This window comes from Brevundimonas sp. (genome assembly GCF_046295595.1).
In the GTDB taxonomy this organism is placed as follows: domain Bacteria; phylum Pseudomonadota; class Alphaproteobacteria; order Caulobacterales; family Caulobacteraceae; genus Brevundimonas.
In genome coordinates, this window is record NZ_JBKBMX010000021.1 from 1 (window position 1) to 24497 (window position 24497).

The following is a 24497-nucleotide window of genomic DNA, read 5'->3' on the forward strand; positions in this document are numbered from 1 at the left end:
ACACCGACACCTCCGGCTCGGCCGCCTACAACGTCGGCCTGTCCAACCGCCGCGCCCGCACCGTTGCGGACGCGCTGGTCGCCCAGGGCGTCAACGGCGGCGTCATCTCGCTGGACGGCCAGGGCGAAACCAACCTGGCCCGCCCGACCGCCGACGGCGTTCGCGAGCCTCTGAACCGTCGCGCCACCATCGGCATCAACTTCTAGGACAGTTGACGTCGACCGCCCCGGTCTCCGGGCCAGGGCGGGCGCAACACAAGACCAGAGCCGCCGGTCCCTCACGGGGCCGGCGGTTTTGCTTTGCCGGTGGCCTCTTGGGACAAACGACCCACAGCAGTGTGTCTCCTCCGCCACCGAACCGGGCTGTCATCTCTCTGTCACACGATTGTCGTCCGATATTCCGACGTGACCCGTAGAGGGAGCGGGATTTCAGCCGGCCGAGGGCCGGTCGGTGAGCGCTCACGCTCTTCTGCATCGGGGATAGATGACAATGACGAACCGCAAACGCGCGTTCTGGGCGACGACCGCCCTCGCCACCAGCATGCTGGCGGCAAGCGCCGTGTACGCCCAGGAGACCACTGCGGCCGTGCGCGGTGCCGTAGTTGCGGATGACGGCTCCGGCGTGGCCGGCGCCGCTGTCACCCTGACGCACCTGCCCTCCGGCACCACGCTCAACACGGTGACCGACACGAGCGGAGCTTTCGCGGCGCGTGGTCTGCGGCCCGGCGGTCCTTACCGGATCGCGGTCTCCAGCCCCAACGGTATGACCGCAGAGCTGTCCGACATCAATCTGCAGGTCGCCCAGACCACCCCTCTGACCCTGACGTTGTCCAGCGCCAGCAACGTTGAGGACGTAGTCGTGTTGGGCGCGCGCGACGTCACCGCCGACAACTCAGGCGTCACCTCGGTCCTCGACCGCGAGGGCGTCCAGAGCGTCGTGGCCGTCACCCGTGACATCCGCGATCTCGCCCGTCGCAACATTCTGGTGTCGCAGAACACCCGCAGCGACGGCGGCATTTCCATCGCCGGTTCCAATCCCCGCACCAACCGCGTGACCATCGACGGCACCCAGGCCCAAGACGACTACGGCCTGAACACTGGTGGCCTGCCGACCCGCCGCGGACCGGTGTCGCTGGACGCCATCGAGCAGTTCAGCGTCAGCGCCGTGCCGATTGATGTCGAGAATGGCGATTTCTCGGGCGGCGCGCTTGATGTCGTGCTGCGTTCTGGCGGCAACGATTTCCACGGCACCGCCTTCTACAACTTCCTGAACAGCGACCTTGTCGGGGACAGCATCCGCGGCGTACCGATCGCCAACGAGGTGGACCAAGAGAACTGGGGCGCCTTCCTGTCGGGCCCGATCTTCCGCGACCGGCTATTCTTCGCCGTGTCCTACGAAACCTATGAAACCACCGATACAACATCGACCGGCCCGACGGGCGGCGGTTTCTCCAACTCCGTCCGTGGCATCACCGAGCAGAACGTCAGCGACTTTGTCGATCTGTTCAACAACACCTATGCTACCGAGTTCGAAATCGGTGAATTCGCCCGCTCCAAGCCGGTGACCGACGAGAAGTACACGGCCAAGCTGGACTGGAACATCAACGACAACCACCGTCTGTCGCTGACGTACCGCAACGCCGAATCCGGCGTGATCCAGCGCACCAACATCAGCACGTCGTCCGCGGGCTTCGACTCGCAATGGTATCTGACGGGCGAGACCGACACCGCTTATGCGGCGGAGTTGAACTCCCAGTGGACGTCGGATTTCTCGACCCAGTTCCGGCTCACCTACCGTGACTACGAGCGACTCCAGCAACCGCCGTCCGGCCAGGAGTTTTCGGACATCACCGTCTGCTCGGACGCGACCAGTATCGTCACATCGGGCGCGATTACCGGTTGCGGCTCGAACTCCGTCTACCGTTTTGGCCCCGACCAGTTCCGTCACGCCAACTATCTGACGACGGATAATCTGCAGTTTCACGCCAAGGGCGAGTACATCCTTGGCGACAACCTCTTCAAGTTTGGCTACCAGTTCCAGGAAGTGGGCCTGTACAACCTGTTCGTTCCGAACAGCAACGGCACCTATTACTTCGACTCGCTGGCCGACTTCCAGGCCGGTCGCGCCAGTCGCCTGATCTACTCCAACGCCATCACCGGCGACCCGGCCGACGGCGCGGCGGATCTCAGTTATGCCGTCCATACTGCTTATGGGCAGGACACGCTTCAGTTGTTTGAGAACTTCAGCATCCAGCTCGGCGCCCGCTTCGACTGGTACAAGATGGACGACGCGCCCGCCTTCAACCAGAATTTCGTCAATCGGACCGGCTTCACCAACCAGACCACGTACGATGGCATGAGCGTGCTCATGCCCCGCGCCTCCTTCGAATGGCAGGCGAACAGCTGGCTGACCTTCAACGGTGGTGTCGGCCTGTTCTCCGGCGGTCTGCCGGACGTCATCCTCGCCAACAGCTTCGGCAACACCGGCGTCCTCACGGCGGGCATCCAGATCGAGCGCAATGCCGACGGCACCTTCCGCGAAACGACGAACGCCGCGGGCTTCACCCAAGCGGTTGGCGCGGCCGCGCTGAACATCGACGTCAACAGCCCGGCCTTTGGCTATGAGATCCCGACCGCGGTCCAGCAACTTCAAGGGGGCGCCGCCGCGCCGATCGCGTCCGAGGTCAACGCCTTGGCGCCGGGCTTCGACATGCCGTCGGACTGGAAATACTTCCTCACCACCACTATCGAAGCTCCGGAAGGCTGGGCCTCGTTCGCGGGGGCCGGGATCTCCGGCTTCCTCGACAACTGGCGTGTGTCGGTTGACCTTGTTTACACCGAGGTCAATGACGGCATAACCTTCCGCGACGCCCGGGCGCAGCCCCTGATGGTCAACGGCGTCCAGCAATACACTCCCGACGGCCGGATCCGTTACGACGGTCTGGGCGGGACGGCGATCCAGCGGGCCGCCTTCGGCGTCACCTCGACCAACCCGGGTTCGAACCGCGATATCGTCGCCTTCAACACCAACGATGGCCGCAGCTACACGGCCGGCGTCAGCGCGAGCAAATCCTTCTTCAACAGAGACCTCGACGTCCTGATCGGTTATGCGCGCTCCAACGTCCGCGACGTCTCCTCGGGTGTCCGTTTCGGCTCCACCGCCAGCACCCAGTACGGTGGCGGCGCGTCGCGGCTCGACCCGAACCAGGACTCGCTGGGCACTTCCTTCGAAGAGATCGCCAATCGCTGGAAGGCCGAGATCAACTATTCGCACAACTTCTTCGGCGACCTGCAAACCCGCGTGAACCTGTTCGGCGAAATCCGGGACGGTCGCCCGATCAGCTTCGTGATGAACGACACCTCGTCGAGCCGCAGCCCGACCTTCGGTGTCAACCGCGGTTCCCACCTCCTGTATGTGCCGGACTTCGCCAACGACGCCAACCCGAACGACCTGACCGTCGGGTTCGTCACCTTCGACTCGGCCGCGACGCGGGACCGGTTCCGCGAACTGGTGGACACTTTCGGTCTTGAATATGGCCAGATCGCCAAGAAGGGCGAGGGATCGAACGACCAGCCCGAAACCTACCAGATCGACATGCAGTTCAGCCAGGAGCTGCCGGCCTTCGGTCTGCCCGGCAAGTTCCGCTTTGTCGCTGACGTGCAGAACCTCGCCAACCTGCTCAACGACGAGTGGGGCATTGTGGAAGAATACAGCGACACCTTGACCCTCATCAACGCCCAGTGCTCGACCGCGGCCGGTGTCGTGCCCGGCTCCGGCAGCCCGGTTTGCGACGGCTACCGTTATTCCAGCCCGAGCTCCACGGCGGACATCCTGAACCGCGACAACAACGGTCGTTCGTTCTGGGCCGTCCAATTGGGTCTGCGCTACGAGTTCTAGGCACGCGCCAAGCTGCGGAAGTGGGGGGCGGTCCGGTGACGGGCCGCCCCTTTCTTTTGCCGGCCCGTCACCCGGGGCAAAGTCGTCAAACCGTCGCCGGACGTTGAAGTCGAGCCCCGTCATGTCTATCTGGCGCGGTTCTCTCCCGCCCAAGGACGCTTCCGCCCATGACCACGCCCGTGCCCGCCGAATGGTCGCCGCATCGCGCCATGTGGGTCGGCTGGCCCAGCCATGGCGACCTGTGGGAGCAGAACCTCGAACCGGCCCAGGCCGAGGTCGAGGCCCTGGTGCGCGCCCTCGCCGGGCCCGGCCGGGAGACGGTAAGGCTGCTGGTCGGAACGCCCGATGCACTGCTCGACGCCCGCGCGCGCTTCGTCGGGGTCGCCAATGTCGAGGTCGTCGAGGGCCGGTTCGGCGACATCTGGCTGCGCGACACCGGCCCGATCTTCGGCCGGGCGTCGGCCACGGCCGCCGCGTTCCGCTTCAACGGCTGGGGCGGAAAGTACGAGCTTGCGCACGACGACACAGTGGCCGAACAGATCGGTCAGGCCGCCGGCGTTTCCCTGGACCGCCATGACGTCATCCTCGAGGGCGGGGCGCTCGACCACGATGGCCAGGGCACGATCCTCACCACGCGCCAGTGCCTGCTGAACCCCAATCGCAACCCTGGCTGGACCGAGGCCGCGGCCGAGGCCGCGCTCGCCGCCGCGCTCGGCGCGCGCAAGGTGCTGTGGCTGGGCGACGGCCTGCTCAACGATCACACCGACGGCCACGTCGACAACCTCGCCCGCTTCGTCGCCCCGGGCGTGGTGGCCTGCCCGGTAGCCTGGGGTCGCGGCGACCCCAACGACGACGTCTATGCCGAGGTGGCGCGGACCCTGTCGGAGATGACCGACGCGGCCGGCCAGCCCATCAAGGTCCTGCCGCTGCCGTCGCCGGGCTTCGTCGGCGATGAGGACGAACGCCCTGTCCCCGCCAGCCATATGAATTTCCTCATCGCCAACGGCGCGGTGATCGTCCCGACCTATGGCGACACCCGCGCCGCCGACCTGGTCTGCCAAGGCCTGAAGACGGTCTTCCCCGATCGCGAGATCATCCCCCTGCCGTCCCTCGCCATCCTGTCAGGTGGCGGATCCTTCCACTGCATCTCCCAGCAGGAGCCCGCCTGATGGCCCGCACGATCTCCGTCGCCGCCCTGCAGACGTCCTACGGCGAGGACCTGCAGGCGAACATCGACAAGACCATCGACCTGATCCGCGAGGCCGCCGGCAAGGGCGCCCAGGTCGTCCTGCCGTCCGAGCTGTTCCAGGGGCCGTATTTCTGCGTCTCCCAGGAGGAGAAATGGTTTGGCACGGCCTTCCCGTGGCGGGAGCACCCCTGCGTCACCGCCCTGCAGCCTGTCGCCGCCGAACTCGGCGTGGCCATCCCTGTGTCGATCTTCGAGCGCGAGGGGCCGCACTATTTCAACAGCATGGTCATGCTGGACGCCGACGGCTCGGCCATGGGCGTCTATCGCAAGAGCCACATCCCCGACGGCCCCGGCTATCAGGAAAAATACTATTTCCGGCCAGGCGACACCGGCTTCCAGGTCTGGAACACCCGTCACGGCCGGATCGGCGTCGGCATCTGCTGGGACCAGTGGTACCCCGAGACCGCCCGGGCGATGATGCTTCAGGGCGCCGAGGTGCTGTTCTACCCGACCGCCATCGGCTCCGAGCCGCATGACAAGGAACTGGACACCGCCGAGCCGTGGCGCCGCGCCATGCAGGGTCACGCCGTTTCCAACGTCGTCCCGGTCGTCGGCGCCAACCGCATCGGCCACGAACAGGTCAATGAGGCCGGGCAGGTCTTTTACGGCTCTTCCTTCATCGCCGACCATCGCGGCGACCTGGTCGAGAGCTTCGACCGCGAGGCGGAGGGGGCGCTGGTCCACACCTTCGACCTCGACTACATCGACCGCCACCGCGCCGCATGGGGCTTCTTCCGCGACCGTCGCACCGACCTGTACGGATCGCTGGTCAGTCCCCGCCCGGCCTGAGCGCACGCCGTTCGGCGGCGCAGGCGGGGCTGGTCAGGCCCTCGGTCCGGGCCCGGGCGAGTTCGGCGCGGGCGGCCTCCAGGTCCGGCTGGAACGCCGGCGACGTCTCCGCCCGGGCATAGAGGGCCTGACCGAGACGCAGCCCGTCCTCGACGTCGGAGGGCCAGTTCATCGCGCAGACCGCGCGACTGACGCCGATCTCGCGGCCCATGGCGCGGGCGTGGGCGGCGCGGTCCGGGGCCAGCGAGGCGAACAACTCGCCGTAGGCTGCGCCAATCACGGCGCCCGTCGCCGGCCATGACCCCCTCGACCGGTCCGCGTCCGTCATCCGCTGGCAGGCGCGACGCGAGGGGTCGGCGACAATCGGCCGGGGCCTCGGGTGCGCCGCCGCGAGACGAGCGCTCAACGCGGTCGAATCCGTCAGGAGGCGGTTCATGATTCGGGACAGGGCGGGCCGGGGGCTCGCAGCAAGCAGAGTTCCCAGCACGCAGTCGAAATGCTGGGCGGCCTCGGGCGGCCGCAGCTCGGCGTGGGCTATGGCCATCCACCAGCGGTCGGTGTCCTCTAAGGCGCGTAATGCTTCGGAGGCGGCCAGGTCGTCGCGATCCCGCCACGTCGCGGCTTCCGCGACCAGCGCCGCCATGCGGCCTGGCGGCAGATAGCCCGGTGTCGGTCCGGTGGGGGCGGGCGTCCTGACCCCGGCGCAGGCGACCGTCAGCAACCCGGCGGCCACAATGGCCGCCGCCGGTTTCACCGACCGGCAGTCCATGTCAGTTGCACGCTGGTCGGTTCGCCCTCGAGTCGGGTCGCCACGACGCTCAGCAGCTGGCCCCGGCCATCCGCCCCGTCCCCGGCCGCATAGCCCATGGAGTCGCCCCGGTTCATGGTGTTGATCGCCTTCAGACCGGCCGATTCGGCGCGCTGGCGATAGAAGTCGATGACATCGGCGGGCGCCGCATCCGTGGTGAATTCGACGATGCCGCCGGGGCCCTCCGGGCCCTGCGCCACCGTCGCGGGGCCGCCGGGCGCGCCGCCGGGATAGATCACGGCGAAGACCGGCGCCCCGTCCGCGGCCGGCGCCGCGCTGGAACCGCCGGTGCGCGGGGCGGAAGGGGCCGCCGGGCCGTCGGCGACCGGGGAGGGCGCTTCGACCAGAGCGACGTCCGCTTCGACGTCGGCGCCCGCGGGGGTACGCTCGCCACAGGCGGTCATGGCCATGGCCGCCAATAAGGCGGTGGCCGCAAGACTACGCTTCATCCCTTGGTCGTCCCTGAAAAAGACTGTGTTGTTGCCGCACCGTGGCGCATGGCGGCGGCGGCGGCAAGGCGGCTTGGCTCCCGGCCAGGGGCGCTGGATGTCACAGGCTTAGCCGGTCGCCGCATCGACGCCGTCGCCCACGCCCGACTTGTCTTCGGAGGGGCCGCCATCGCCGGCCCGGTCGTCGCCGGTGTTGTTGATCGCATCCTCGGCGCTGGTCCCGACTGGCGAAACGGGCGCGGCCGACCGCATCCCTTCGCTGGCCAGGCTCTCGTTGATGCGGTCCTGGTCGGGGTCGATCTCTGACCCGCTGGCGGACCCGCCGCGCAGCGATCCGGCCCGGGTGTCCGAGCCCATGCCGCTGCCGGAAACGGCCTCGGTCAGGGCGTCCGGGGTGCGGCCCAGATCCGGCTTCTCGCCCATGTCGTCCGCCTCGCGGGCGTCGTCGGTCTGGTGCGGGTTCTGGTCGGTCATGGCGAACTCCTTCGACAAATAAGCGAACGGCCCGGGGAGCGGTTCCCGCAGTGTTTAAGCCGCCGCGGCGGGCACGAAAAAGGGCCGGGATTCGCATCCCGGCCCTCCCATCGTTCGGCTGCTCGTTACTTGCCGAACAGCTTGTTCCAGCGGCGCTTGTCGCGATTCTTCCACGCTCCGCGGTGGTAGGCGTCGGAACCGATCAGCGGCACCACGGTGGTGGCTTCGGCGAAGACCATCTGCTCGTGGGTGGTCTGCACCTTGCCCCACGAAGCGGCTTCCTTGAGCGTCGACGACGAGCAGGCGCCGTCGCGCACGTCGGCGACGGTGATCTGGACCGCATAGCGGTGCATCTCCGCCTCGATGCCCAGGATCTCGGCGCAGACGACCGTGTCCTGCGCAAAGTTCTTGGGCACGCCGCCGCCGACCATGAACAGGCCGGTGACGCCCGCCGCGATCTTGATGTCGGTCAGTTCGCGAAAGTCCGCCACCGCGTCGATCATCAGATAGGGCTTGCCCGCCGCCATCCGCTCCTTCTGGTGCTTGACCAGGCCGAAGCCGGCCGAGCTGTCGACGAAGGCCGGGCAGAAGATCGGCACGCCCTCTTCGTAGGCGGTCTGGATCAGGCTGCCGGGCTTTTTGGCGTTCCCTTCGGACAGCCATTTGCCCATCTCCCAGATGAACTCGCGCGAGGAATAGCCGCGCGGCTCCAGGCGGTTGCAGATCTCCAGGATGGTGTGGTCGCAGGCCTGGAGCTCTTCCTCGTCGATGTAGGTGTCGTAGATCCGGTCGATGTAGTTGTCGCGCAGGACGTTGTCGTCGACCTCGCCGGCGGCCTGGTAGTGTTTGAAGCCGAGGGCCTCGAAGAAATCCATGTCGACGATCGAGGCGCCGGTGGCGACCACGGCGTCGATCATGCCGAACTTCACCATGTCGCGGTACACGTGCATGCAGCCGCCGGCCGAGGTCGAGCCGGCGAGGATCAGCCACGGCGAGCAGTCCTTGTCCTCGATGGCCATGTTGAAGATGTCGGCGGCCCGCGCCGTGTCGCGGCTCGAGAACGACATCTTGCGCATGCTGTCGATGATCGGACGGGCGTCGAAGGACGTGATGTCCACGTGCTCGACGGTGTTCTGAAGCAGTTGGGCTTTCTGGTTCGACTGAACAGGAGCGTTCATAGCAAGGGTTTCCCTTTGGTGTGAGCGCCCGTCGTCAAGAGAAGCAGCGGCCCGGACGGAGCGACGGGCCGCTGCTGTTTGTTTAGCGCCGAAAAGCGACGATCTAGCGGCGTTGCTTCTTGCGTTGGCCGGCCTTGCCCTTGGGGCGCGACAGACGAACGACCTTGCGGGCCTGTTCTTCCGCCGTGGTGCGAACCGTCGGGATCGAACGCGGCGCCAGGCCGTACAGCGACGCCATCGGCGCGTCCCCGACGATGGCGAGGTCGTGCTCGCCATAGCCGTTGAAGCCGGTCGACATGGCCACGCCATAGGCGCCGAGCATGCCGATCTCGATGAAGTCGCCTTCCTGCACATCGGCCGGCAGCCAGAACGGTCCCGGCATATGGTCGATGCTGTCGCAGGTCGGGCCGTAGAAGCGGAACGGCTTGAGATCGGCCGAGGCCGCCCCGTCCCGGACCAGTTTGGTCGGGAAGGGCCAGCGCGAGTGCGTGGCGTCGAACAGCGAGCCATAGGACCCGTCGTTCAGATACAGGGCGTCGCCCTTGCGCAGGTCGACGCGGCACAGCACCGACGATGACTCGGCGACCAGCGCGCGGCCGGGCTCGCACCAAAGTTCGGTGGTGTGGGTGACCGGCATCTCGGCGAAGCCGCGATGGATGGCGTCCGCGTACTCACTCATGTCCGGCGGGACCATGCCCGGATAGACCGAGGGGAAACCGCCGCCGACATCAACGATGTCGACGATCACGCCCGCGCGGGTGATGGCGCGGCCGACCTGGGCCATGGCGGCCTCATAGGCGGACGGGCGCATGCACTGCGAACCGACGTGGAAGCTGACGCCCATCAGGCCGTCCTTCACCGCCTGGCGGGTGGCCAGCAGCAGCGACGGGGCTTGGTCCGGCGAGACGCCGAACTTGCCCGACAGGGAATAGGCCGCGCCATCGGCCGACACCGCCATGCGCACGACCAGATTCAGGTCGGCCGCGCCGCCGGTGGCGTCGAGGATCTTGGCCAGCTCGTCGTGGCTGTCGAGCGAGAAGGTGCGGACGCCGAACTCGAAATAGGCGCGGGTGATGGCGCCGCGGCTCTTGACCGGGTGCATGAAGGCCAGGCGCGCGTCGGCGCTGACCGAACGCACCAGTTCGACCTCGGAGATCGACGCAACGTCAAAGGCGGTCACGCCAGCCTCGATCAGGGTCTCGATGACCCAGCGCGAGGGATTGGCCTTCACCGCATAGAAGACGTCAGCCTTTAGATTGTCCTGGAACCAGCGCGCCGCTACGGAAACCGAACGCGGTCGCACGAGTGCGACGGGACGTTCAGGGGACCGCTCGCGGACCAGGTCCAGGGGAAATGGATACGTGCGCAATTCACGTAAACCCCTGTAATTGTTGAACCCAGCCGGCGTTAGCAGCGCAAAGTGTCAGACCACGGGGTCCGCCGGAAGGCGCGATGTAGGGTCAGCGGCCTGTCATGTAAAGCGGTAATTTCGTGTCCAGGCGTCGCTCGGGGCCGTGATTGACGGGGCAAACGAACCTTGGCGGTAGCCGGGCGTTGGATGTTTGACCGTCATCGGGCGGCGGGGACGCAAGAATGAACCGCTGGAAATTCTATTGGCTCAGGCTGACCCGCGAACTGTGGGTCCGGGCCAGCGCCTACGCCGCCTTCGGCGTGGCGGCGGCCCTGCTGGCGTCGGTCGCCGCGCGGTGGGTCCCCGAAGGCCTGGCGGAACGGCTGGGCGGCGAGTCGGTCGAGCAGCTCCTGACCATCCTCGCTTCCAGCCTGCTGGCGGTCGCCACCTTCTCGGTCGGGGCCATGGTCACCGCCTACACCGCCGTGTCCCAGGGCGCGACGCCGCGGGTGGCCGCCCTGGTCACCAGCGACGGCCAGACCCAGCGCTCGCTGGCGACCTTCGTCGGCGCTTTCCTGTACGCCATCGTCGCCGTGACCGCGATCAACGCCGGCTACTATGGCGCGGAGGGCCGGGCGATCCTGTTCCTCGTCAGTCTCGCCGTGGTGGCGCTGGTCGCCTACCGCCTGCTGGCGTGGATCAACCGGCTCTCCAGCCTGGCCCGGATCGGCCACATGATCGATCTGGTCGAGGACCGCACCCGCGAGGCCTTGGTCGCCCGTAGCCGCAGGCCCTTCCTCGGCGGCCGGCCGGGCGTGCTGGCGACGGGCTTTCTGATCCTCAGCGACAAGACCGGCTGGGTCCAGAATGTCGATCCGGACCGGCTCGAGGCCGCCGGGGGCCATGGTGACTGCGACATCCAGGTTCTGGCCGCCCCGGGGGCCTTTGTCCGGCGCGGCGAGGCGCTGGCGCGGATCGGCCGCGATCATTGCGACGAGAAGACCCGATCGGAAGTCCACTCGGCCTTCATTCTCGGGCCGTCCCGCTCCTATGATCAGGATCCCCGTTTCGGCCTGATCGTCCTGGGCGAGATCGCCGGCAAGGCGTTGTCGCCCGCCGTCAACGACCCGGGCACGGCGATTCAGGTCATCGGCGCCGGCGTGCGACTGCTGGATATCTGGCTGGAGCCGCCAAAGGACGACGCCGACCCCTCGCCCTGCTCCAGGGTCCTGGCCGCGCCCTTGGCCGATGCCGACTTGCTGGATGACATCTTCGGCCAGATCGCCCGGTACGGCGCGGGCGATGTTCCGGCGACGATCCGCCTGCTCAAGGCGCTCAGGTCCCTCGCCGCGACCCCTGGCCCCATGCAGGCCCCGGCGCGGGATATGGCGCGCGAACTGATGACACGGGCGCGGCAGTCGATGCCCATCCCCGCGGACCTCGCCCGGGTCCGCGCGGTCAAGGTTTGAGCGGACCGTCACGCTGGACGAAATCGCCGCGGACGTGCCATTAAGACTTGCCTCGCGGGCCTGATCGGGCGATGCGGCGCGCCCCTGCAACCGCACCCAGCGTGTCCATGACCCTAGCCACCGCCGCCGTCGCGTCCGTCAGGGATGTGTCCAAGACATTCGGCGCCCGCAAGGCGCTGAACGGCGTGTCCGTGGAGGTCGGAGCCGGCGAGATGGTCGCCCTGATCGGCCCGTCCGGCTCGGGCAAGTCGACACTGCTGCGCTCCATCACCGGCCTGCAGACCATCGACGCCGGCAAGGGCGTGATCACCGTATTCGGCGAATGCGTCCAGAAGAACGGCCGGACCACCGGCGCCACCCGCGCGGCGCGCCAGAAGCTGGGCATGATCTTCCAGCAGTTCAATCTGGTCGGCCGGCTGTCGCTGTTCTCCAACGTCATGCTCGGCGCCCTCGGGCGGCTGCCGGAATGGAAGGGCCTCCTCGGCCTGTGGCCCGCCGGCGACAAGCGCAAGGCCATGGAGGCCCTTCACCGCGTCGGCGTCTCCGACTACGCCGCCCAGCGCGCCAACACCCTGTCGGGCGGCCAGCAACAGCGCGGCGCCATCGCCCGCGCCCTCGTCCAAGGCGCCCAGGCCATCCTCGCCGACGAGCCGGTCGCCTCGCTGGACCCGGTCTCGGCCCGCAAGGTCATGGAGCTGCTGGTCGAGCTGAACCAGCGCGACGGCCTCGGCGTCATCGTCACCCTGCATCAGGTCGACTACGCCATCCGCTATTGCGACCGCGTCATCGCCCTCAAGGCCGGCCAGATCGTCTATGACGGCCCGGCCACCGGCCTGGACACCAAACAGCTCATCGACATCTACGGTCCCGAGTTCGAGGACGCGTTCTGGGAAACCAAGGCATGACCCTGCCATCCTTCACCCGCCGGCTGGCCCTCGCCGCCGCCCTCGCCCTCGCCCTCGGTGTCGCTTCGTGCGGCGGCGGCGATGACACCAAGGCCGGCGGCCCGCCGGAGGAGGTCGTGTTCTCGATCCTGTCGGCCGAGGGCCAGGCCTCGGCCGGTCCGCTGTGGCAGCCGCTGCTCGACGACATGTCGAAGGCCATCGGCCTGCCGGTGAAGCCCTTCTTCGGCTCCAACTACACCGTCCTGGTCAAGGCCATGGAGGGCGAGCAGACCCACGTCGCCTGGTTCTCGGCCAAGCCGGCCATCGAGGCCATCGACCGCGCCAACGCCGAGGTCATCGCCCGCACCGTCAACAAGGAGGGGATGGACAGCTACGAATCCACCCTGATCGTCCGTGCCGGGTCCGGCATCACCCTCGACCAGGTCCTGGCCTGCGGCAAACGCTTCGATTTCGGCATCGGCGACGCCCAGTCGACCTCGGGCACGCTGGCCCCCATGGCCTTCCTGTTCAATCCGCGCGGCATTGCTCCGTCTGAGTGCTTCAAGACCGTGCGCTCGGCCAATCACCAGTCGAACGCCTTCTCGGTCGCCTCGGGCGTGCTGGACGTCGCCACGTCGAACACCGTCAACACCGTCTTCCTGACCAAGCAGAACCCGCAGGTCGCGGCCCAGATCGAAGAGATCTGGAAGTCGCCGCCGATCCCGGAGAGCGGCATCGTCCTGCGCGAGGACCTCGATCCCGCGCTGAAGGAGAAGATCCGCAGCTTCTTCCTGACCTACGGCCAGGGCGAGGGCGCCGAGGCCGAGCGCCAGCGCGGGGTGCTTGCCGATCTGGAATATTCGCGCTTCAGCGCCGCCGACGACAGCTATCTGAACCCGGTCCGGGAGATGGTCGCCGACCAGCAGCTGGGCGAGGCGCGTGCGAGGGGCGACGCCGCCGCGGTCGCCGCCGCCGAACGTGAGCTGCAGCGTCTGCGCAGCCTGCGTGAGGTCCAGCCTTGACCGAAACCGCCGCCACGACGGCCGCGACGATCCCGAACCCGCCGGCCAAGCCGCTGGGCGCCTGGGTGCTGGACGTCCTGATCTGGGGCGGCGTCGCCGCCCTGCTGGTCTACAGCTTCGGCCCGGTCGAACTGGGCAACATCTCGCGCCTGTTCAGCAATTCCGAGAATACCCAGAATTTCGCCCGCGAGTTGCTGCGGCCCGACTTCACCGACTGGCGGCTGTTCGTCGCCAAGATGTGGGAGACGGTCCAGATCGCCCTGTGGGGCACCTTCCTCGCCGTCTTCGCCGCCATTCCGATGGGATTGGCCGCCGCCCGCAACATCGCCCCCGTCTGGGTCGTCACCCCGGTCCGGTGGCTGATGAACCTGCTGCGCTCAATACCCGATCTGGTGATCGGCCTGCTGTTCGTGGTCGCCGTGGGCTTGGGCCCGTTGCCCGGCGTCCTCGCCATCGCCCTGAACACCGCCGGCGTGCTGGCCAAGCTGTTCTCCGAAGCCGTCGAGTCGATCGACAAGGGCCCGGTCGAGGGCGTGCGCGCCACCGGCGCCACCAAGCTGCATGAGATCATGTGGGGCGTTATCCCGCAGGTCGCCCCGCTGTGGACCTCGTTCGCCCTCTACCGCTTCGAGTCGAACAGCCGGTCGGCGACGGTGCTGGGTCTGATCGGGGCCGGCGGCATCGGCCAGGTGCTGTTCGACCGCATGAACGCCTTCGACTTCCGCGACGTCTCGGCCATCGTCATCGTCGTGGTCATCGCCGTGACCCTGATCGACATGCTGTCGCAGGCGATGCGCAAACGCCTGCTGTAACACCGAAAAGCGGACGGACCCGCAAGGGCCCGTCCGTCATCGTTTTCGTCAGGCGGCCGGACGCATGGCCTCGGCGTTGATCGCCGCGTCGGCGATCGTGGTCAGGTCCTCGTCGGTCTGCGACTCCTCCTGCAGGGTCTCGTCCAGCAGCTTGGCGGCGTCCTTCAGACCCAGCACATTGGCCCAGCGCTTCAGCGTGCCGTAGCGCGTGATCTCATAGTGCTCGACCGCCTGGGCGGCGGCCAGCAGGCCAGCGTCCAGGGCCGGCGAACCCTTGTACTCCTCGGCGATCTCGTCGCCTTCGGCGAGGATACCTTCGATGGCGTCGCAGGTCTTGCCGCGGGCCGGCTTGCCGATGATCTCGAACACCTGCTGCAGCCGCTCGATCTGACCCTCGGTCTGGCCGATATGCTTCTCGAAGGCGGCCTTCAGCTCGGGCGACTGGGCGGCGCGCTTCATCTTCGGCAAGGACTTCAGGATCTTGCGCTCGGCGTAATAGATGTCCTTGAGCGTGTCGTGGAACAGGGTGTCGAGAGTTTTCTCGGCCATGATGTCTAATCCTTTGGGAGGGCGCACGGTGCGCGTCCCGTCCAAAGCCGCCGCCGGTTCGATCAGTTCCTGTGTCTGGAATCCGACATGCCGGCGTTATGCCCGCAGATCGGGTGGTGTCGCCTCTTGCGTCAGAATGCGGATCGCGTCGTCCAGGGACACCACCTCCTGGGCCTGCGAGCCCAGCCGGCGGATCGCCACCGTGCCCTGTTCGGCCTCGGTCTTGCCGACCACGGCGATGACCGGAACCTTGCCGACCGAGTGTTCACGCACCTTGTAGCCGACCTTCTCGTTGCGCAGGTCGATCTCGGTGCGCAGGCCCGCCGCCTTGAACCGCGCCACGACTTCGCGGGCATAGTCGTCGGCCTCGGACACGATCGTCGCCACCACGGCCTGGGTCGGCGCGAGCCACAGCGGGAAGGCCCCGGCGTAGTTCTCGATCATGATGCCGATGAAGCGCTCGAACGAGCCGAGGATGGCCCGGTGCAGCATGACCGGCCGGTGCTTCTGGCCGTCCTCGCCGATGTATTCGGCGCCCAGCCGCTCGGGCAGGACATAGTCGAGCTGGATTGTGCCGCAGGTCCATTCGCGGCCGATGGCGTCCTTGACCACGAAGTCCAGCTTGGGCGCATAGAAGGCCCCGTCGCCCTCGGTGACCACCGGCTCGGTCCCCGCGGCGCGGGCGGCCTCGGCCATCAGCGCCTCGGCCTTGTCCCAGAACTCGTCGGACCCTGCGCGGTTCTCCGGCCGCGTGCCCAAGCTTATGTAAGCTGTTTGCATGCCGAGGTCGGCGTGGACGCTGCGCGCCAGCTTGATGAACTCGGACGTCTCCTCGACGATCTGGTCCTCGCGGCAGAAGATGTGGGCGTCGTCCTGGGTGAAGCCGCGCACCCGCATCAGGCCGTGCAGCGAGCCGGACGGCTCATAGCGGTGGCAGGCCCCGAACTCGGCCATGCGCAGCGGCAGTTCGCGGTAGGACCGCTGGCCCTGGTCGAAGATCTGCACGTGGCCCGGGCAGTTCATCGGCTTGAGCGAAAGCTCCTCGCCCTCGACCGTCTCGCAGACGAACATGTTCGGCCGGTATTTGTCCCAGTGGCCCGACTTCTCCCAGAAGGTCCGGTCCAGCACCTGCGGCGTTTTGACCTCGACATAGCCGGCCGCGTCGAGGCGGCGGCGCATATAGGCCTCGATCACGCGCCACAGTTCCCAGCCCTTGGGGTGCCAGAAGACCATGCCCCGGCCCTCTTCCTGCATGTGGAACAGGCCCATGGCCTTGCCGATCTTGCGGTGGTCGCGCTTCTCGGCCTCCTCGACACGCAGCAGATAGGCGTCCAGATCCTCCTTCGAGGCCCAGGCCGTGCCGTAGATGCGCTGCAGCTGTTCGCGGCTGGAATCCCCGCGCCAGTAGGCGCCGGCCAGTTTGGTCAGCTTGAAGGCCTTGCCGACATGGCGCGTGGACGGGAAGTGCGGGCCGCGGCACAGGTCGATCCAGTCGCCCTGTCGGTAGAGGGTGATCGTCTCCGTGCCCGGCAGGTCGCGGATCAGCTCGGCCTTGAACTTCTCGCCCCGGTCCTCGAAGAACTGGATGGCCTCGGCGCGGTCCCACACCTCCCGCTCGAATTTCGCGTCCCGCTCGACGATCCGGCCCATCTCCTTCTCGATCGCCGCGAAGTCGTCAGTCGAGAAAGGCTCCTCGCGGAAGAAGTCGTAATAAAATCCGTCCTCGATGGCCGGGCCGATCGTGACCTGGGTGCCCGGGAACAGCGTCTGCACGGCCTCGGCCAGCACATGGGCGGTGTCGTGGCGGATGGTGTAGAGGGCCGCCGGATCGTCGCGCATGATCAGGCGGAAATCGCCGCCCGTCTCCAGCACCCGGTTCATGTCCCGCTGCTCGCCGTTCAGCTCGGCCAGCACCGCCCGCTTGGCCAGCGACGGCGAGATGGAGGCGGCCACGTCACGCGCCGTCGAGCCGTCGGGATATTCGCGGCTGGCGCCGTCGGGGAATTTGAGTTCGATCATCGTTCAGTCTTTGCAGGCGGAACCGGGTCATAGCCCGATTTGCCGAAGGGGTGACATTTGCAGAGGCGTCTGACCGTCAGCCATCCCCCCTTGATCGGCCCGTGCTGGATCAGCGCGTCGCGGCCATAGTCGGAGCAGGTCGGCAGGAACCGGCACTGCTGCCCGATCAGGGGGGACAGCGTCAGCTTGTAGCCGCGATGGGCCAGCCGCACGCTGCGTTCATAGAGATTTTCGCCAGGCGCCATGTCGCCGCGCTTATCCCCCGCGACGCGCGCGGGGGCAACGGGCTATGCCGCGCCGGCGAGGCTAGTTCGCGTGTCCGGGGCTTTGCGCGCCAGCGCCTGCCTTACAGCGTCCAGCGTGGCCTCGATGGCCACCATGGTCGAGGCGTGGCGCGCCGGATAGTCGGCGACCAGCTTCAGGGTCCGCAGCCCCTCGAACCGGCCGTCCGGGCCTTCGCCGCCGGCCTTGAGCATGGCGATCATGGCGTCGCGGGCGTCGGCGATCTCCTCGAGCGAGGCCCCGATGACGGACTCGCCGAGCACGCCCGCCGCCGCCTGTCCGAGGGCGCAGGCCTTCACATCCTGGGCGAAGGCGGCGACCCGCCCGTCAGCATCCAGCGAAACATCGACGATCGCCTTGGAGCCGCACAGCTTGGCCACCCGCTCGCCGGTGCCCTGCGGATCGGCCAGCCGCCCGCTGTGCGGCAGATTGGCCGCCAGCTTGAGAATGCGCGCGCTGTAGAGCTCGTCGATCATGCCGTGAAGATAGGACGGGAGGACGGGGCGGGAAAGGTGCGCGCGCCTACGAAGCGGCGGGGTCGCCGTCGCGCCGGAGCGTCAGGGACATTCGCCCGTCCTCCGACACCGCGAGCCGCGCATCGCCATAATCCGTCAGCGTCGGATACGGGGTGGCGATCGGATGGGTCCGGGCCGCCGTGACGACCACGACGTCGGCGCCCGCCGCCTCTCCCGCCTCGATGCCGGCCTCCGCATCCTCGAACACGAGGCAGTCGGCGGCGGCGAAGCCCAGCGCCCGCGCCGCCATATGGTAGCCGGTCGGATCGGGCTTGCCGCGCTCGACGTCACCGGCGGTGATCAGGACGCGGGGCGGGGCGAGACCCGCCGCCTTCAGCCGCGCCATGGCCAGCGGCGCCGCGGCCGAGGTCACCACCGCCCAGCGGTCGGGCGGCAGGCGCCGCACGAACTCGACGGCCCCGGGAATAGGGACCACGCCGTCCAGGTCCTCGGTCTCCGCGCGCTCGACCCAGGCGACTTCGGCGTCCAGGTCGATGTCCGGCAGGTTCTGGCGGCGGATGGTGTCGATCGCCCGCACGCCATGAACGGTCGGAAGAAAGGCCGCGACGTCGAGGCCGTGCCGTTCGGCCCAGCGGGTCCAGACCCGTTCGGCGGCGGCGATCGAGGTGATGAGGGTTCCGTCCATGTCGAACAGGAAGGCGTCGTAGGCGGGGAGGGGGGAGGCCATGGCCTCATCCAGCACGCGGCCGGACGGGGCGCAACGCCCTAGCCGCCCTGCAGCGAACCCCAGGTCCGGGCCTGATCGGCGGCGGCCGAGCCCGCGCGGGCCCGCAGCCATTCGAGATTGCGGTCGGCGGCATCGGGCGGCAGGTCGCGGCGCATCATCTGCTCGGCCTCACCCATCTTGCCGTTCAGCCCGAGCGCCATGGCCAGGTTCAGCCGCACCTTCAGCGAGGCCCCCGGCTGGGCGGCGGCCCGGCGCAGCAACGGCTCGGCCGCGGAGGTGTCGCCCCGGGTCATGGCCGAAATGGCCATATTCGTCAGGACGTCGGGATTGTCGGGCGACAGCGCCAGCGCCTGGGCCCAGGCCGCCTGGGCGTCCTGCGACCGGCGCACCTGCTCATAGGCGGCTCCCAGTAGCGACCAGGCCCGCCAGTCGGACGGACGGGCGTCGCGGGCCCGCTCCAGCGCCGACACGCCATAGAAGGCCTGCCCCCGGGCGATATGGCTGCGCCCGACCTCCAGCATGGCCTCGACATTGGCGGGCTGCACCAGCAGCACCCGCTCGGCCATGTCGGCGGCTTCCTGATAGCGGCCCAGATCGCGCATCGCCTGCGCCGCCTTGACCCCGGCGACCGGATCCATCGGATTCAGCTCGGCCTGTTCTGTCCAGAACACCGACCGGCTCAGCGGATCGGCCCGGTCATAGGCCGCGCGCGCCTCGGCGCTCGCCGGGGCCGGGGGCGCCGCCTGCGTCTGCGGGGCGGCCTGCTGCGCCACGGCGGGGGCGGCGGCGGCCAGCAAGGACGCGGCGAACACGGCGATGGTTGCGATGCGGGCGGTCGTGCGCGACATGGGGAGAACGTTCCGGAAGGTTCGGCCACAGACTCGGCCCTTCCCGTCAATCCTTAGTTAAGATCGGCCGCCCGCCATGTCCGTCCTCCACCCCGACCTGCTGACAGCCGACGGCGCCGACGCCCTGCCGGTGCGGATCGTGCGCAAGGATGCGCCGGTCGACGGGGTCTGGGCCGCCTGGGCGCGGGCCAACGACTTCACCGGCAAGGCCGGCCAGCTGCTGTTGCTCCCGGCCTCCGACGACGGCGTGTCGGGCGCCCTGTTCGGGGCCGGCGACGCCTTCGACCCCATGAGCGCCCGTTGCCTCGCCGCGAAACTGCCCGAGGGGCTGTGGCGGCTGGAAGGGCTGGAGCCGGCCGAGGCCGCCCGCGCCGCCCTCGCCTTCGCCCTCGGGGCCTATCGCTTCGACCGCTACAAGGCGCGCCGCGCCGGCTCCGTCCGCCTCGTCGTCGACGCAGGCGTCGACATCGCCGCCACCGTGCGCATCGCCGCCGCCTGCGCCCTCGCCCGCGAGATGGTCGACACCCCGGCCGCCGACATGGGGCCGCTGCAGATCGAGACCATCGCCCGCGAGATCGCCGAGGCCTCCGGCGCCACCCTCGCCGTCACCACCGGCGAGGCCCTGCTGGAGGAGAACTACCCCGCCGTCCACGCCGTCGGCCGCGCCGCCGCCCCGCACCGCGCCCCCCGTGTCATCGAGATCGGCTGGAAGCTCGACCGCGCCGATCTGCCGCTGGTCGCCCTCGTCGGCAAGGGCGTGGTCTTCGACACCGGCGGGCTCGACCTCAAGACCTCGGCCGGCATGCGCAACATGAAGAAGGACATGGGCGGCTCGGCCCACGCCCTGGCCTTGGGCCGGCTGGTCATGGAGGCCGATCTGCCGGTGCGGCTGGTGGTGCTGGTGGCGGCGGTCGAGAACGCCGTCTCCGCCGACGCCTTCCGCCCCGGCGACATACTGAACAGCCGCAAGGGCCTGACGATCGAGATCGGCAACACCGACGCCGAAGGCCGGCTGATCCTCGCCGACATCCTGACCCGCGCGGGAGAGCATGCGCCCGACCTGACCCTCGATTTCGCCACCCTGACCGGCGCCGCCCGCATCGCCCTCGGCCCGGAACTGCCGCCCCTGTACAGCGACGATGAGGCCCTGGTCGCCGACCTGCTGGCCGCCGCCGCCGCCGTCGGCGACCCGCTGTGGCGCATGCCGCTGTGGCCCGGCTATCGCGCCGCGCTGGACAGCGAGATCGCCGACATCCGCAACGATTCCGCCGCCTGGGCCCAAGCCGGCTCGATCACCGCCGCCCTGTTCCTGCAGAAATTCGCCCCGACCACCGGCGCCTGGGCGCATATGGACATCTTCGCCTGGAACCCCCGCGCCCAGCCCGGCCGGCCCGAGGGCGGCGAGGCGCAGGGCCTGCGCGCCTGTTTCGAAATGCTTTCGCGCCGGTTCCCGGCCGTCGGCTGACGTCGGTTTCGCCACGATAAAGCCTCGGTTCGTTAACGGCCCTTTTGGCTTATGGAGTCATCCTGCCGTCTCAACCGGACGCGCCTTGCTTGACCCCTGACGCCGCCACGCCCGACCCCCGCACCACGCTCGCGCGGCCCGACCTGGCCGAGCAGGCGCTGGAGGGGCGCGTGCGCGCCGCCGCCTATCGCCCCGTCCGCCCGATGCACGCCGTCGCCCCGGTGACCGACATCCACGCCGGCGCCGACCCCGCCTCCGAACGCATCGACCAGCTGATCCATGGCGAAGCCTTCGACGTCCTCGACCAGGCCGGCGACCGCCTGTGGGGCCGCGCCCGCCGCGACGGCCTTGTCGGCTGGATCGCGGCCTCGGCGCTGAGGCCCGGCGCGCCCCTGCCGACCCACCGCGTCGCCGCCGTCGCCGCCCGCCTGCCGCTCAACGCCCTGATCGCCGACGCCGCCGACGTCCCGGCCGTCGACCTCGCCCCGATCGGCGCCTTCGAGACCGACCCCGTCGCCGTCGCCGAACGCCTGATCGGCGTCCCGCACAGCCTCGGCGCCCGGTCCTCGACCGCCACCGACTGCTCCGGCCTGGTGCAGCAGGCCCTCTACGCCTGCGGCCTCGCCGGCCCGCGCCACGCCGACCAGCAGGCCGAACTGGGCCAGGCCGTCGTCCGCGAACAGGCCCGCCGAGGCGATCTCGTCGTCTGGCTGTCGCCCCCCGGCGACCACAGCTGGACCGGCCATTCGGCCTTCATGCTCGACGCCGACCGCGTGCTCCACGCCACCGGCCATCACGGCGCCGTGGTCATCGAGGCCTTCGCCGAGGCCGACGCCCGCTACCGCGCCGACGGCTTCCACGCCCCGGTCTTCCGCCGCCTCTAGACCTGATCGCCGGTCCATTCGGCCCGCACCGCGGCGTCCGCCTCGCCGGGCAGCCGTTCCCCCCTCAGCCCCGCGAACCCCGCCTCGTCCATCAGCCGCGACAGCGCCCAGACGGCCGCGCCGCGCACCACCGGGGCCGGATCGTCGACCAACGCCCGCGCCGCCTTGACCAGCCCCGGATCGCCGCTGTTGCCGATCGCGTACAACACATTGCGCACGAACCGGTCGCGCCCGATCCGCTTGACCGGGCTCTTCGAGAACAGCGCCCGGAAGCCCGCGTCGTCCAGCGCCGCCAGATCAGCCAGCTGCGGCGACACCAGCGCCTCGCGCGCCTGCACCCGGCTCTCGTGCGAGGCCACCGCGAACTTGTTCCACGGGCAGACCGCCAGACAGTCGTCGCAGCCATAGATGCGCGACCCGGTCGCCGCCCGGAACTCGACCGGCCACGGCCCGGCGAACTCGATCGTCAGATAGGACAGGCACCGCCGCGCATCCAGCTGGAACGGCGCCGGAAACGCCTGCGTCGGGCAGGCCTTCAGACAGGCGGTGCAGCCGCCGCAATGCTCGCCCTCCGGCGCGTCCGGCTCCAGTTCGGCGGCGCTGAGAATGACGCCGAGGAACAGCCAGTTGCCCCGCGTCCGCGACAGCAGATTGGTGTGCTTGCCCTGCCAGCCCACCCCGGCCCGCTGCGCCAGAGGCTTCTCCATCAGCGGGGCGGTGTCGACGAACACCTTGACGTCTTCCCCCGTGCGCGCGGCGATCTGCCCGGCCAGGGTCTTCAGCCGCCCCTTGATCACCTCGTGATAGTCGTCGCCGCGCGCATAGACCGAAATATAGCCGGCCGAGCCGTCGGCCATCTCGGGCAGGGGATCATATCCGGGGCCGTAGTTCAGGCCCAGGACGACGGCCGTCCTCGCCCCGGACCACATGGCGGTCGGATGGGCCCGCCGCTCCAGCGTCGTTTCCATCCAGCCCATGTCGCCGTGCCGCCCGGCCCCGACGAAATGCGCCAGCCGCTCGCCCGCGCTCCACGGCTCGCTGGCCGAGGCGAAGCGGCAGACGTCGAAGCCGAGGGCCGACGCACGCTCGCGGATGAAATCTCTGGGATCGGCCGCCATTCGCGTCGTCTGACGCCTCGGGGCTCAGAAGTCGAGGTCGTGGTACCAGGCCGAGGGCTGCACCCCGGGGAACCGGTCCGCCAGCAGCGGCCGGAAGCAGGGTCGCGACTTCAGCTTCATGTACCAGGTCTTGAGCGCCGGCCAGTTCGCCCACGGGACCTCGCCGAAATAGTCGAGCACCGACAGATGCGCCGCGGCGACGATGTCGGCTTGGCTGATCCGCCGTCCGGCGAGGGCGTCGCGCGTCGCCAGCAGGCCTTCCAGCATCAGCAGATGCGATTTCAGCGCCTCGCGTCCGGCCCGCAGCGCCCGCGCTTCCGGCGGTCCGAGGCGGAGCAGCGGCTTCTCCATCCGCTCGTGCAGCAGGACGGCGTTGACCTCGTCATTGAAACGGCGGTCGAACCAGCCGACCAGCCGCCGGGTCTCGGCCCGCTCGACCGGGTCGACCGGCATCAGGAACGGCTCCTTCACGCGGTCCTCCAGCCAGCCGAAGATGGCGGCAGGCTCGCACAGGGTCAGGGCCCGCCCGGCATCCGTGGTCTGCAGCACCGGCGGCATGCCCGAAGGGTTCAGCGTCGCGACCGGGCAGCCGTCCTCCCACGGCCGCACCACCGTGTCGGTGAACTCGACCCGGGCCTCGCCCAGCGCCAGCCGCGCGGCGCGCGAGCCGGGATCGAACGGGAAATGATAGAGGACGCAGGCCGACATGCCGGAGGCATGCGCCAGAGGGCGTTAAGTCTACGTTAGTTATGGACCCGCCGGGCTGCAACGATCAGCTGTCGGTTCCGACTCCGACTGCGACTTCGTCCCCGGCTTCCGGCACGCTGAGCGATGCCGCCCGGCCTCTCGGATCGGCGTGGATCAGGATGTCGGCCCGCGGATAGGCCTCCAGCAGCCGCTGCTCCGCCCCGACGACGATGGCGTGGGCCTGTTCCAGCGTCAGGCTCGGCTCCAGATCGACATGCATCTGGATCGACATCACCGACCCGACCATGCGGCTGCGCAGCTGGTGCACGCCCGAGATGCGCGGATCGGCCAATACGGCGGTGGTGATGGCGATGCGGTCGGTATCGGGCACGGCCCGGTCCAGCAGGTGGTCCGCCGCTTCCCGGAGCAGGCCCAGCGCGCCCCAGAACAGCCAGACGGCGACGATCAGGCCGGCCGCGGCGTCCAGACCCGGGGCCGAGAGAAACGCGCCCGAAGCCACGCCGATCAGCACCACCACCCCCGCCGCCATGTCTGCGGCGTAATGGGCCTGATCGGCCTTCACCGCCATCGAGCCGCTGCGCCTGATGGCCCGGTCCTGCATCCAAACCAGCCAGCCGGTCACCGCGATCGAAATCAGCATGACCAGCACGGCCCAGTAGCCCGAGCTGACGGGCCGGGGATCGAAGATGCGCTGCACGGCCTCCCAGCCGATGAAGATGGCCGAGGCGAAAATCAGGCCCGACTGGACCAGGGCGGCCATCGCCTCGCCCTTGCCGTGGCCGTGCCTGTGCTCGGCGTCAGGCGGGGCGGCGGCCCAGCGCACGGCGAAGAAGGTGGCCAGCGAGGCGGCCAGATCCAGCGCCGAGTCCGTCAGGGAGGCGAGGATGGCCACCGAGCCCGAGGCGCCAAGGGCGAAGGCCTTCAAGGCGATCAGCCCCACCGCCACGCCCACCGACAGGCGGGTCACGCTGCGGGTCGCCAGGTCGGCGTCGTCGGTCGCGGTTGAGCTCATCGCCGCCTTGTCGCGGAAACCTTCGAC

Annotated in this window: 24 protein-coding genes; 10 read left to right on the plus strand and 14 right to left on the minus strand. The window is 69.0% G+C overall.

Translation table 11 applies throughout. The features are described from left to right. From ACK4JY_RS12630 to aguB, 4 genes are all read left to right on the plus strand, one after another. On the plus strand, window positions 1-206 hold a 206-nt coding region (locus tag ACK4JY_RS12630), incomplete at its 5' end, for an OmpA family protein (protein ID WP_409606233.1). Between the two features lie 283 nt (window positions 207-489). Beyond that, window positions 490-3897: a carboxypeptidase regulatory-like domain-containing protein gene (locus ACK4JY_RS12635; RefSeq protein WP_409606235.1), complete on the plus strand. Its 3408-nt coding sequence runs from the start codon at window positions 490-492 to the stop codon at window positions 3895-3897. Between the two features lie 167 nt (window positions 3898-4064). Continuing rightward, on the plus strand, window positions 4065-5066 hold the full coding sequence (locus ACK4JY_RS12640) for an agmatine deiminase family protein (RefSeq protein ID WP_409606237.1): 1002 nt from the start codon (window positions 4065-4067) through the stop codon (window positions 5064-5066). Continuing rightward, on the plus strand, window positions 5066-5935 hold the full coding sequence (gene aguB, locus ACK4JY_RS12645) for an N-carbamoylputrescine amidase (RefSeq protein ID WP_409606239.1): 870 nt from the start codon (window positions 5066-5068) through the stop codon (window positions 5933-5935). Before ACK4JY_RS12640 ends, aguB begins: the two co-directional genes overlap by 1 nt. On the opposite strand, the gene ACK4JY_RS12650 is transcribed toward aguB, so the two are convergent. The 5 genes from ACK4JY_RS12650 to ACK4JY_RS12670 all read right to left on the minus strand — a co-directional run bounded on the left by ACK4JY_RS12650 (window position 5916) and on the right by ACK4JY_RS12670 (window position 10213). Continuing rightward, window positions 5916-6689: a PA-phosphatase gene (locus ACK4JY_RS12650; RefSeq protein WP_409606241.1), complete on the minus strand. Its 774-nt coding sequence runs from the start codon at window positions 6687-6689 to the stop codon at window positions 5916-5918. The two genes, aguB and ACK4JY_RS12650, sit on opposite strands and share 20 nt — an antisense overlap. Beyond that, window positions 6686-7192: a hypothetical protein gene (locus tag ACK4JY_RS12655; RefSeq protein WP_409606242.1), complete on the minus strand. Its 507-nt coding sequence runs from the start codon at window positions 7190-7192 to the stop codon at window positions 6686-6688. Before ACK4JY_RS12655 ends, ACK4JY_RS12650 begins: the two co-directional genes overlap by 4 nt. A gap of 108 nt (window positions 7193-7300) precedes the next feature. Continuing rightward, window positions 7301-7666 carry a ribonuclease gene (locus tag ACK4JY_RS12660; RefSeq protein WP_409606244.1) on the minus strand — a complete coding sequence of 122 codons (366 nt, stop codon included), beginning with the start codon at window positions 7664-7666 and terminating at the stop codon, window positions 7301-7303. Between the two features lie 125 nt (window positions 7667-7791). Then, window positions 7792-8844 carry a 1,9-bis(guanidino)-5-aza-nonane synthase gene (locus tag ACK4JY_RS12665; protein ID WP_409606245.1) on the minus strand — a complete coding sequence of 351 codons (1053 nt, stop codon included), beginning with the start codon at window positions 8842-8844 and terminating at the stop codon, window positions 7792-7794. Window positions 8845-8947: 103 nt separating this feature from the next. Continuing rightward, complete coding sequence (locus tag ACK4JY_RS12670; RefSeq protein ID WP_409606247.1) at window positions 8948-10213, minus strand: type III PLP-dependent enzyme; 1266 nt, start codon at window positions 10211-10213, stop codon at window positions 8948-8950. 224 nt (window positions 10214-10437) lie between these two features. On the opposite strand from ACK4JY_RS12670, the gene ACK4JY_RS12675 reads away from it, so the two are divergent. From ACK4JY_RS12675 to phnE, 4 genes are all read left to right on the plus strand, one after another. Continuing rightward, entirely contained in the window at window positions 10438-11664 is a 1227-nt protein-coding gene (locus ACK4JY_RS12675; RefSeq protein WP_409606249.1) for a DUF2254 domain-containing protein, read from the plus strand. A gap of 107 nt (window positions 11665-11771) precedes the next feature. Then, entirely contained in the window at window positions 11772-12569 is a 798-nt protein-coding gene (phnC, locus tag ACK4JY_RS12680; protein ID WP_409606251.1) for a phosphonate ABC transporter ATP-binding protein, read from the plus strand. Next, window positions 12566-13570 carry a phosphate/phosphite/phosphonate ABC transporter substrate-binding protein gene (phnD, locus tag ACK4JY_RS12685; protein ID WP_409606253.1) on the plus strand — a complete coding sequence of 335 codons (1005 nt, stop codon included), beginning with the start codon at window positions 12566-12568 and terminating at the stop codon, window positions 13568-13570. The genes phnC and phnD overlap by 4 nt, the downstream gene beginning before the upstream one ends. Then, entirely contained in the window at window positions 13567-14382 is an 816-nt protein-coding gene (phnE, locus tag ACK4JY_RS12690; protein ID WP_409606255.1) for a phosphonate ABC transporter, permease protein PhnE, read from the plus strand. The genes phnD and phnE overlap by 4 nt, the downstream gene beginning before the upstream one ends. 48 nt (window positions 14383-14430) lie before the next feature. Here phnE and ACK4JY_RS12695 read toward each other — a convergent pair whose 3' ends face one another. The 6 genes from ACK4JY_RS12695 to ACK4JY_RS12720 form a co-directional block, all read right to left on the minus strand. Continuing rightward, window positions 14431-14931 carry a ferritin-like domain-containing protein gene (locus ACK4JY_RS12695; RefSeq protein ID WP_409606257.1) on the minus strand — a complete coding sequence of 167 codons (501 nt, stop codon included), beginning with the start codon at window positions 14929-14931 and terminating at the stop codon, window positions 14431-14433. Window positions 14932-15027: 96 nt separating this feature from the next. Then, the gene (gene thrS / locus ACK4JY_RS12700; RefSeq protein ID WP_409606259.1) at window positions 15028-16950 is read right to left on the minus strand and encodes a threonine--tRNA ligase; all 1923 of its coding nucleotides are present in this window, start codon (window positions 16948-16950) and stop codon (window positions 15028-15030) included. Continuing rightward, window positions 16947-17195, minus strand: a complete 249-nt coding sequence (gene yidD, locus ACK4JY_RS12705) for a membrane protein insertion efficiency factor YidD (RefSeq protein ID WP_409606261.1) — start codon at window positions 17193-17195, stop codon at window positions 16947-16949. The genes thrS and yidD overlap by 4 nt, the downstream gene beginning before the upstream one ends. Window positions 17196-17237: 42 nt before the next feature. Further along, window positions 17238-17708, minus strand: coding sequence for an iron-sulfur cluster assembly scaffold protein (locus ACK4JY_RS12710; protein ID WP_409606263.1), 471 nt, complete (start codon window positions 17706-17708; stop codon window positions 17238-17240). A 46-nt stretch (window positions 17709-17754) separates the two neighbouring features. Next, window positions 17755-18435: an HAD-IA family hydrolase gene (locus ACK4JY_RS12715; RefSeq protein ID WP_409606265.1), complete on the minus strand. Its 681-nt coding sequence runs from the start codon at window positions 18433-18435 to the stop codon at window positions 17755-17757. A 38-nt stretch (window positions 18436-18473) separates the two neighbouring features. Beyond that, window positions 18474-19283, minus strand: coding sequence for a tetratricopeptide repeat protein (locus ACK4JY_RS12720; protein WP_409606267.1), 810 nt, complete (start codon window positions 19281-19283; stop codon window positions 18474-18476). A 76-nt stretch (window positions 19284-19359) separates the two neighbouring features. On the opposite strand from ACK4JY_RS12720, the gene ACK4JY_RS12725 reads away from it, so the two are divergent. Next, a complete protein-coding gene (locus tag ACK4JY_RS12725; RefSeq protein WP_409606269.1) occupies window positions 19360-20748 on the plus strand; it encodes a leucyl aminopeptidase family protein in 1389 nt (462 codons plus the stop codon). Window positions 20749-20837: 89 nt separating this feature from the next. Continuing rightward, the gene (locus tag ACK4JY_RS12730) at window positions 20838-21632 is read left to right on the plus strand and encodes an NlpC/P60 family protein (RefSeq protein WP_409606271.1); all 795 of its coding nucleotides are present in this window, start codon (window positions 20838-20840) and stop codon (window positions 21630-21632) included. On the opposite strand, the gene queG is transcribed toward ACK4JY_RS12730, so the two are convergent. The 3 genes from queG to ACK4JY_RS12745 all read right to left on the minus strand — a co-directional run bounded on the left by queG (window position 21629) and on the right by ACK4JY_RS12745 (window position 24470). After that, the gene (gene queG / locus ACK4JY_RS12735) at window positions 21629-22750 is read right to left on the minus strand and encodes a tRNA epoxyqueuosine(34) reductase QueG (protein WP_409606273.1); all 1122 of its coding nucleotides are present in this window, start codon (window positions 22748-22750) and stop codon (window positions 21629-21631) included. The two genes, ACK4JY_RS12730 and queG, sit on opposite strands and share 4 nt — an antisense overlap. Window positions 22751-22774: 24 nt before the next feature. Then, complete coding sequence (locus ACK4JY_RS12740; protein WP_409606275.1) at window positions 22775-23458, minus strand: glutathione S-transferase family protein; 684 nt, start codon at window positions 23456-23458, stop codon at window positions 22775-22777. A 64-nt stretch (window positions 23459-23522) separates the two neighbouring features. Then, window positions 23523-24470, minus strand: coding sequence for a cation diffusion facilitator family transporter (locus ACK4JY_RS12745; protein WP_409606277.1), 948 nt, complete (start codon window positions 24468-24470; stop codon window positions 23523-23525). Window positions 24471-24497: the final 27 nt, after the last annotated feature.

Excerpts from the sequence above, each read along its gene's own strand:
- ACK4JY_RS12635 (WP_409606235.1), top strand. The coding sequence starts at position 490 with ATGACGAACCGCAAACGCGCGTTCTGGGCGACGACCGCCCTCGCCACC.
- ACK4JY_RS12640 (WP_409606237.1), top strand. The coding sequence starts at position 4,065 with ATGACCACGCCCGTGCCCGCCGAATGGTCGCCGCATCGCGCCATGTGG.
- aguB (WP_409606239.1), top strand. The coding sequence starts at position 5,066 with ATGGCCCGCACGATCTCCGTCGCCGCCCTGCAGACGTCCTACGGCGAG.
- ACK4JY_RS12655 (WP_409606242.1), bottom strand. The coding sequence starts at position 7,192 with ATGAAGCGTAGTCTTGCGGCCACCGCCTTATTGGCGGCCATGGCCATG.
- ACK4JY_RS12660 (WP_409606244.1), bottom strand. The coding sequence starts at position 7,666 with ATGACCGACCAGAACCCGCACCAGACCGACGACGCCCGCGAGGCGGAC.
- ACK4JY_RS12665 (WP_409606245.1), bottom strand. The coding sequence starts at position 8,844 with ATGAACGCTCCTGTTCAGTCGAACCAGAAAGCCCAACTGCTTCAGAAC.
- ACK4JY_RS12675 (WP_409606249.1), top strand. The coding sequence starts at position 10,438 with ATGAACCGCTGGAAATTCTATTGGCTCAGGCTGACCCGCGAACTGTGG.
- phnC (WP_409606251.1), top strand. The coding sequence starts at position 11,772 with ATGACCCTAGCCACCGCCGCCGTCGCGTCCGTCAGGGATGTGTCCAAG.
- phnD (WP_409606253.1), top strand. The coding sequence starts at position 12,566 with ATGACCCTGCCATCCTTCACCCGCCGGCTGGCCCTCGCCGCCGCCCTC.
- ACK4JY_RS12695 (WP_409606257.1), bottom strand. The coding sequence starts at position 14,931 with ATGGCCGAGAAAACTCTCGACACCCTGTTCCACGACACGCTCAAGGAC.
- thrS (WP_409606259.1), bottom strand. The coding sequence starts at position 16,950 with ATGATCGAACTCAAATTCCCCGACGGCGCCAGCCGCGAATATCCCGAC.
- yidD (WP_409606261.1), bottom strand. The coding sequence starts at position 17,195 with ATGGCGCCTGGCGAAAATCTCTATGAACGCAGCGTGCGGCTGGCCCAT.
- ACK4JY_RS12710 (WP_409606263.1), bottom strand. The coding sequence starts at position 17,708 with ATGATCGACGAGCTCTACAGCGCGCGCATTCTCAAGCTGGCGGCCAAT.
- ACK4JY_RS12715 (WP_409606265.1), bottom strand. The coding sequence starts at position 18,435 with ATGGCCTCCCCCCTCCCCGCCTACGACGCCTTCCTGTTCGACATGGAC.
- ACK4JY_RS12720 (WP_409606267.1), bottom strand. The coding sequence starts at position 19,283 with ATGTCGCGCACGACCGCCCGCATCGCAACCATCGCCGTGTTCGCCGCG.
- ACK4JY_RS12725 (WP_409606269.1), top strand. The coding sequence starts at position 19,360 with ATGTCCGTCCTCCACCCCGACCTGCTGACAGCCGACGGCGCCGACGCC.
- queG (WP_409606273.1), bottom strand. The coding sequence starts at position 22,750 with ATGGCGGCCGATCCCAGAGATTTCATCCGCGAGCGTGCGTCGGCCCTC.
- ACK4JY_RS12740 (WP_409606275.1), bottom strand. The coding sequence starts at position 23,458 with ATGTCGGCCTGCGTCCTCTATCATTTCCCGTTCGATCCCGGCTCGCGC.
- ACK4JY_RS12745 (WP_409606277.1), bottom strand. The coding sequence starts at position 24,470 with ATGAGCTCAACCGCGACCGACGACGCCGACCTGGCGACCCGCAGCGTG.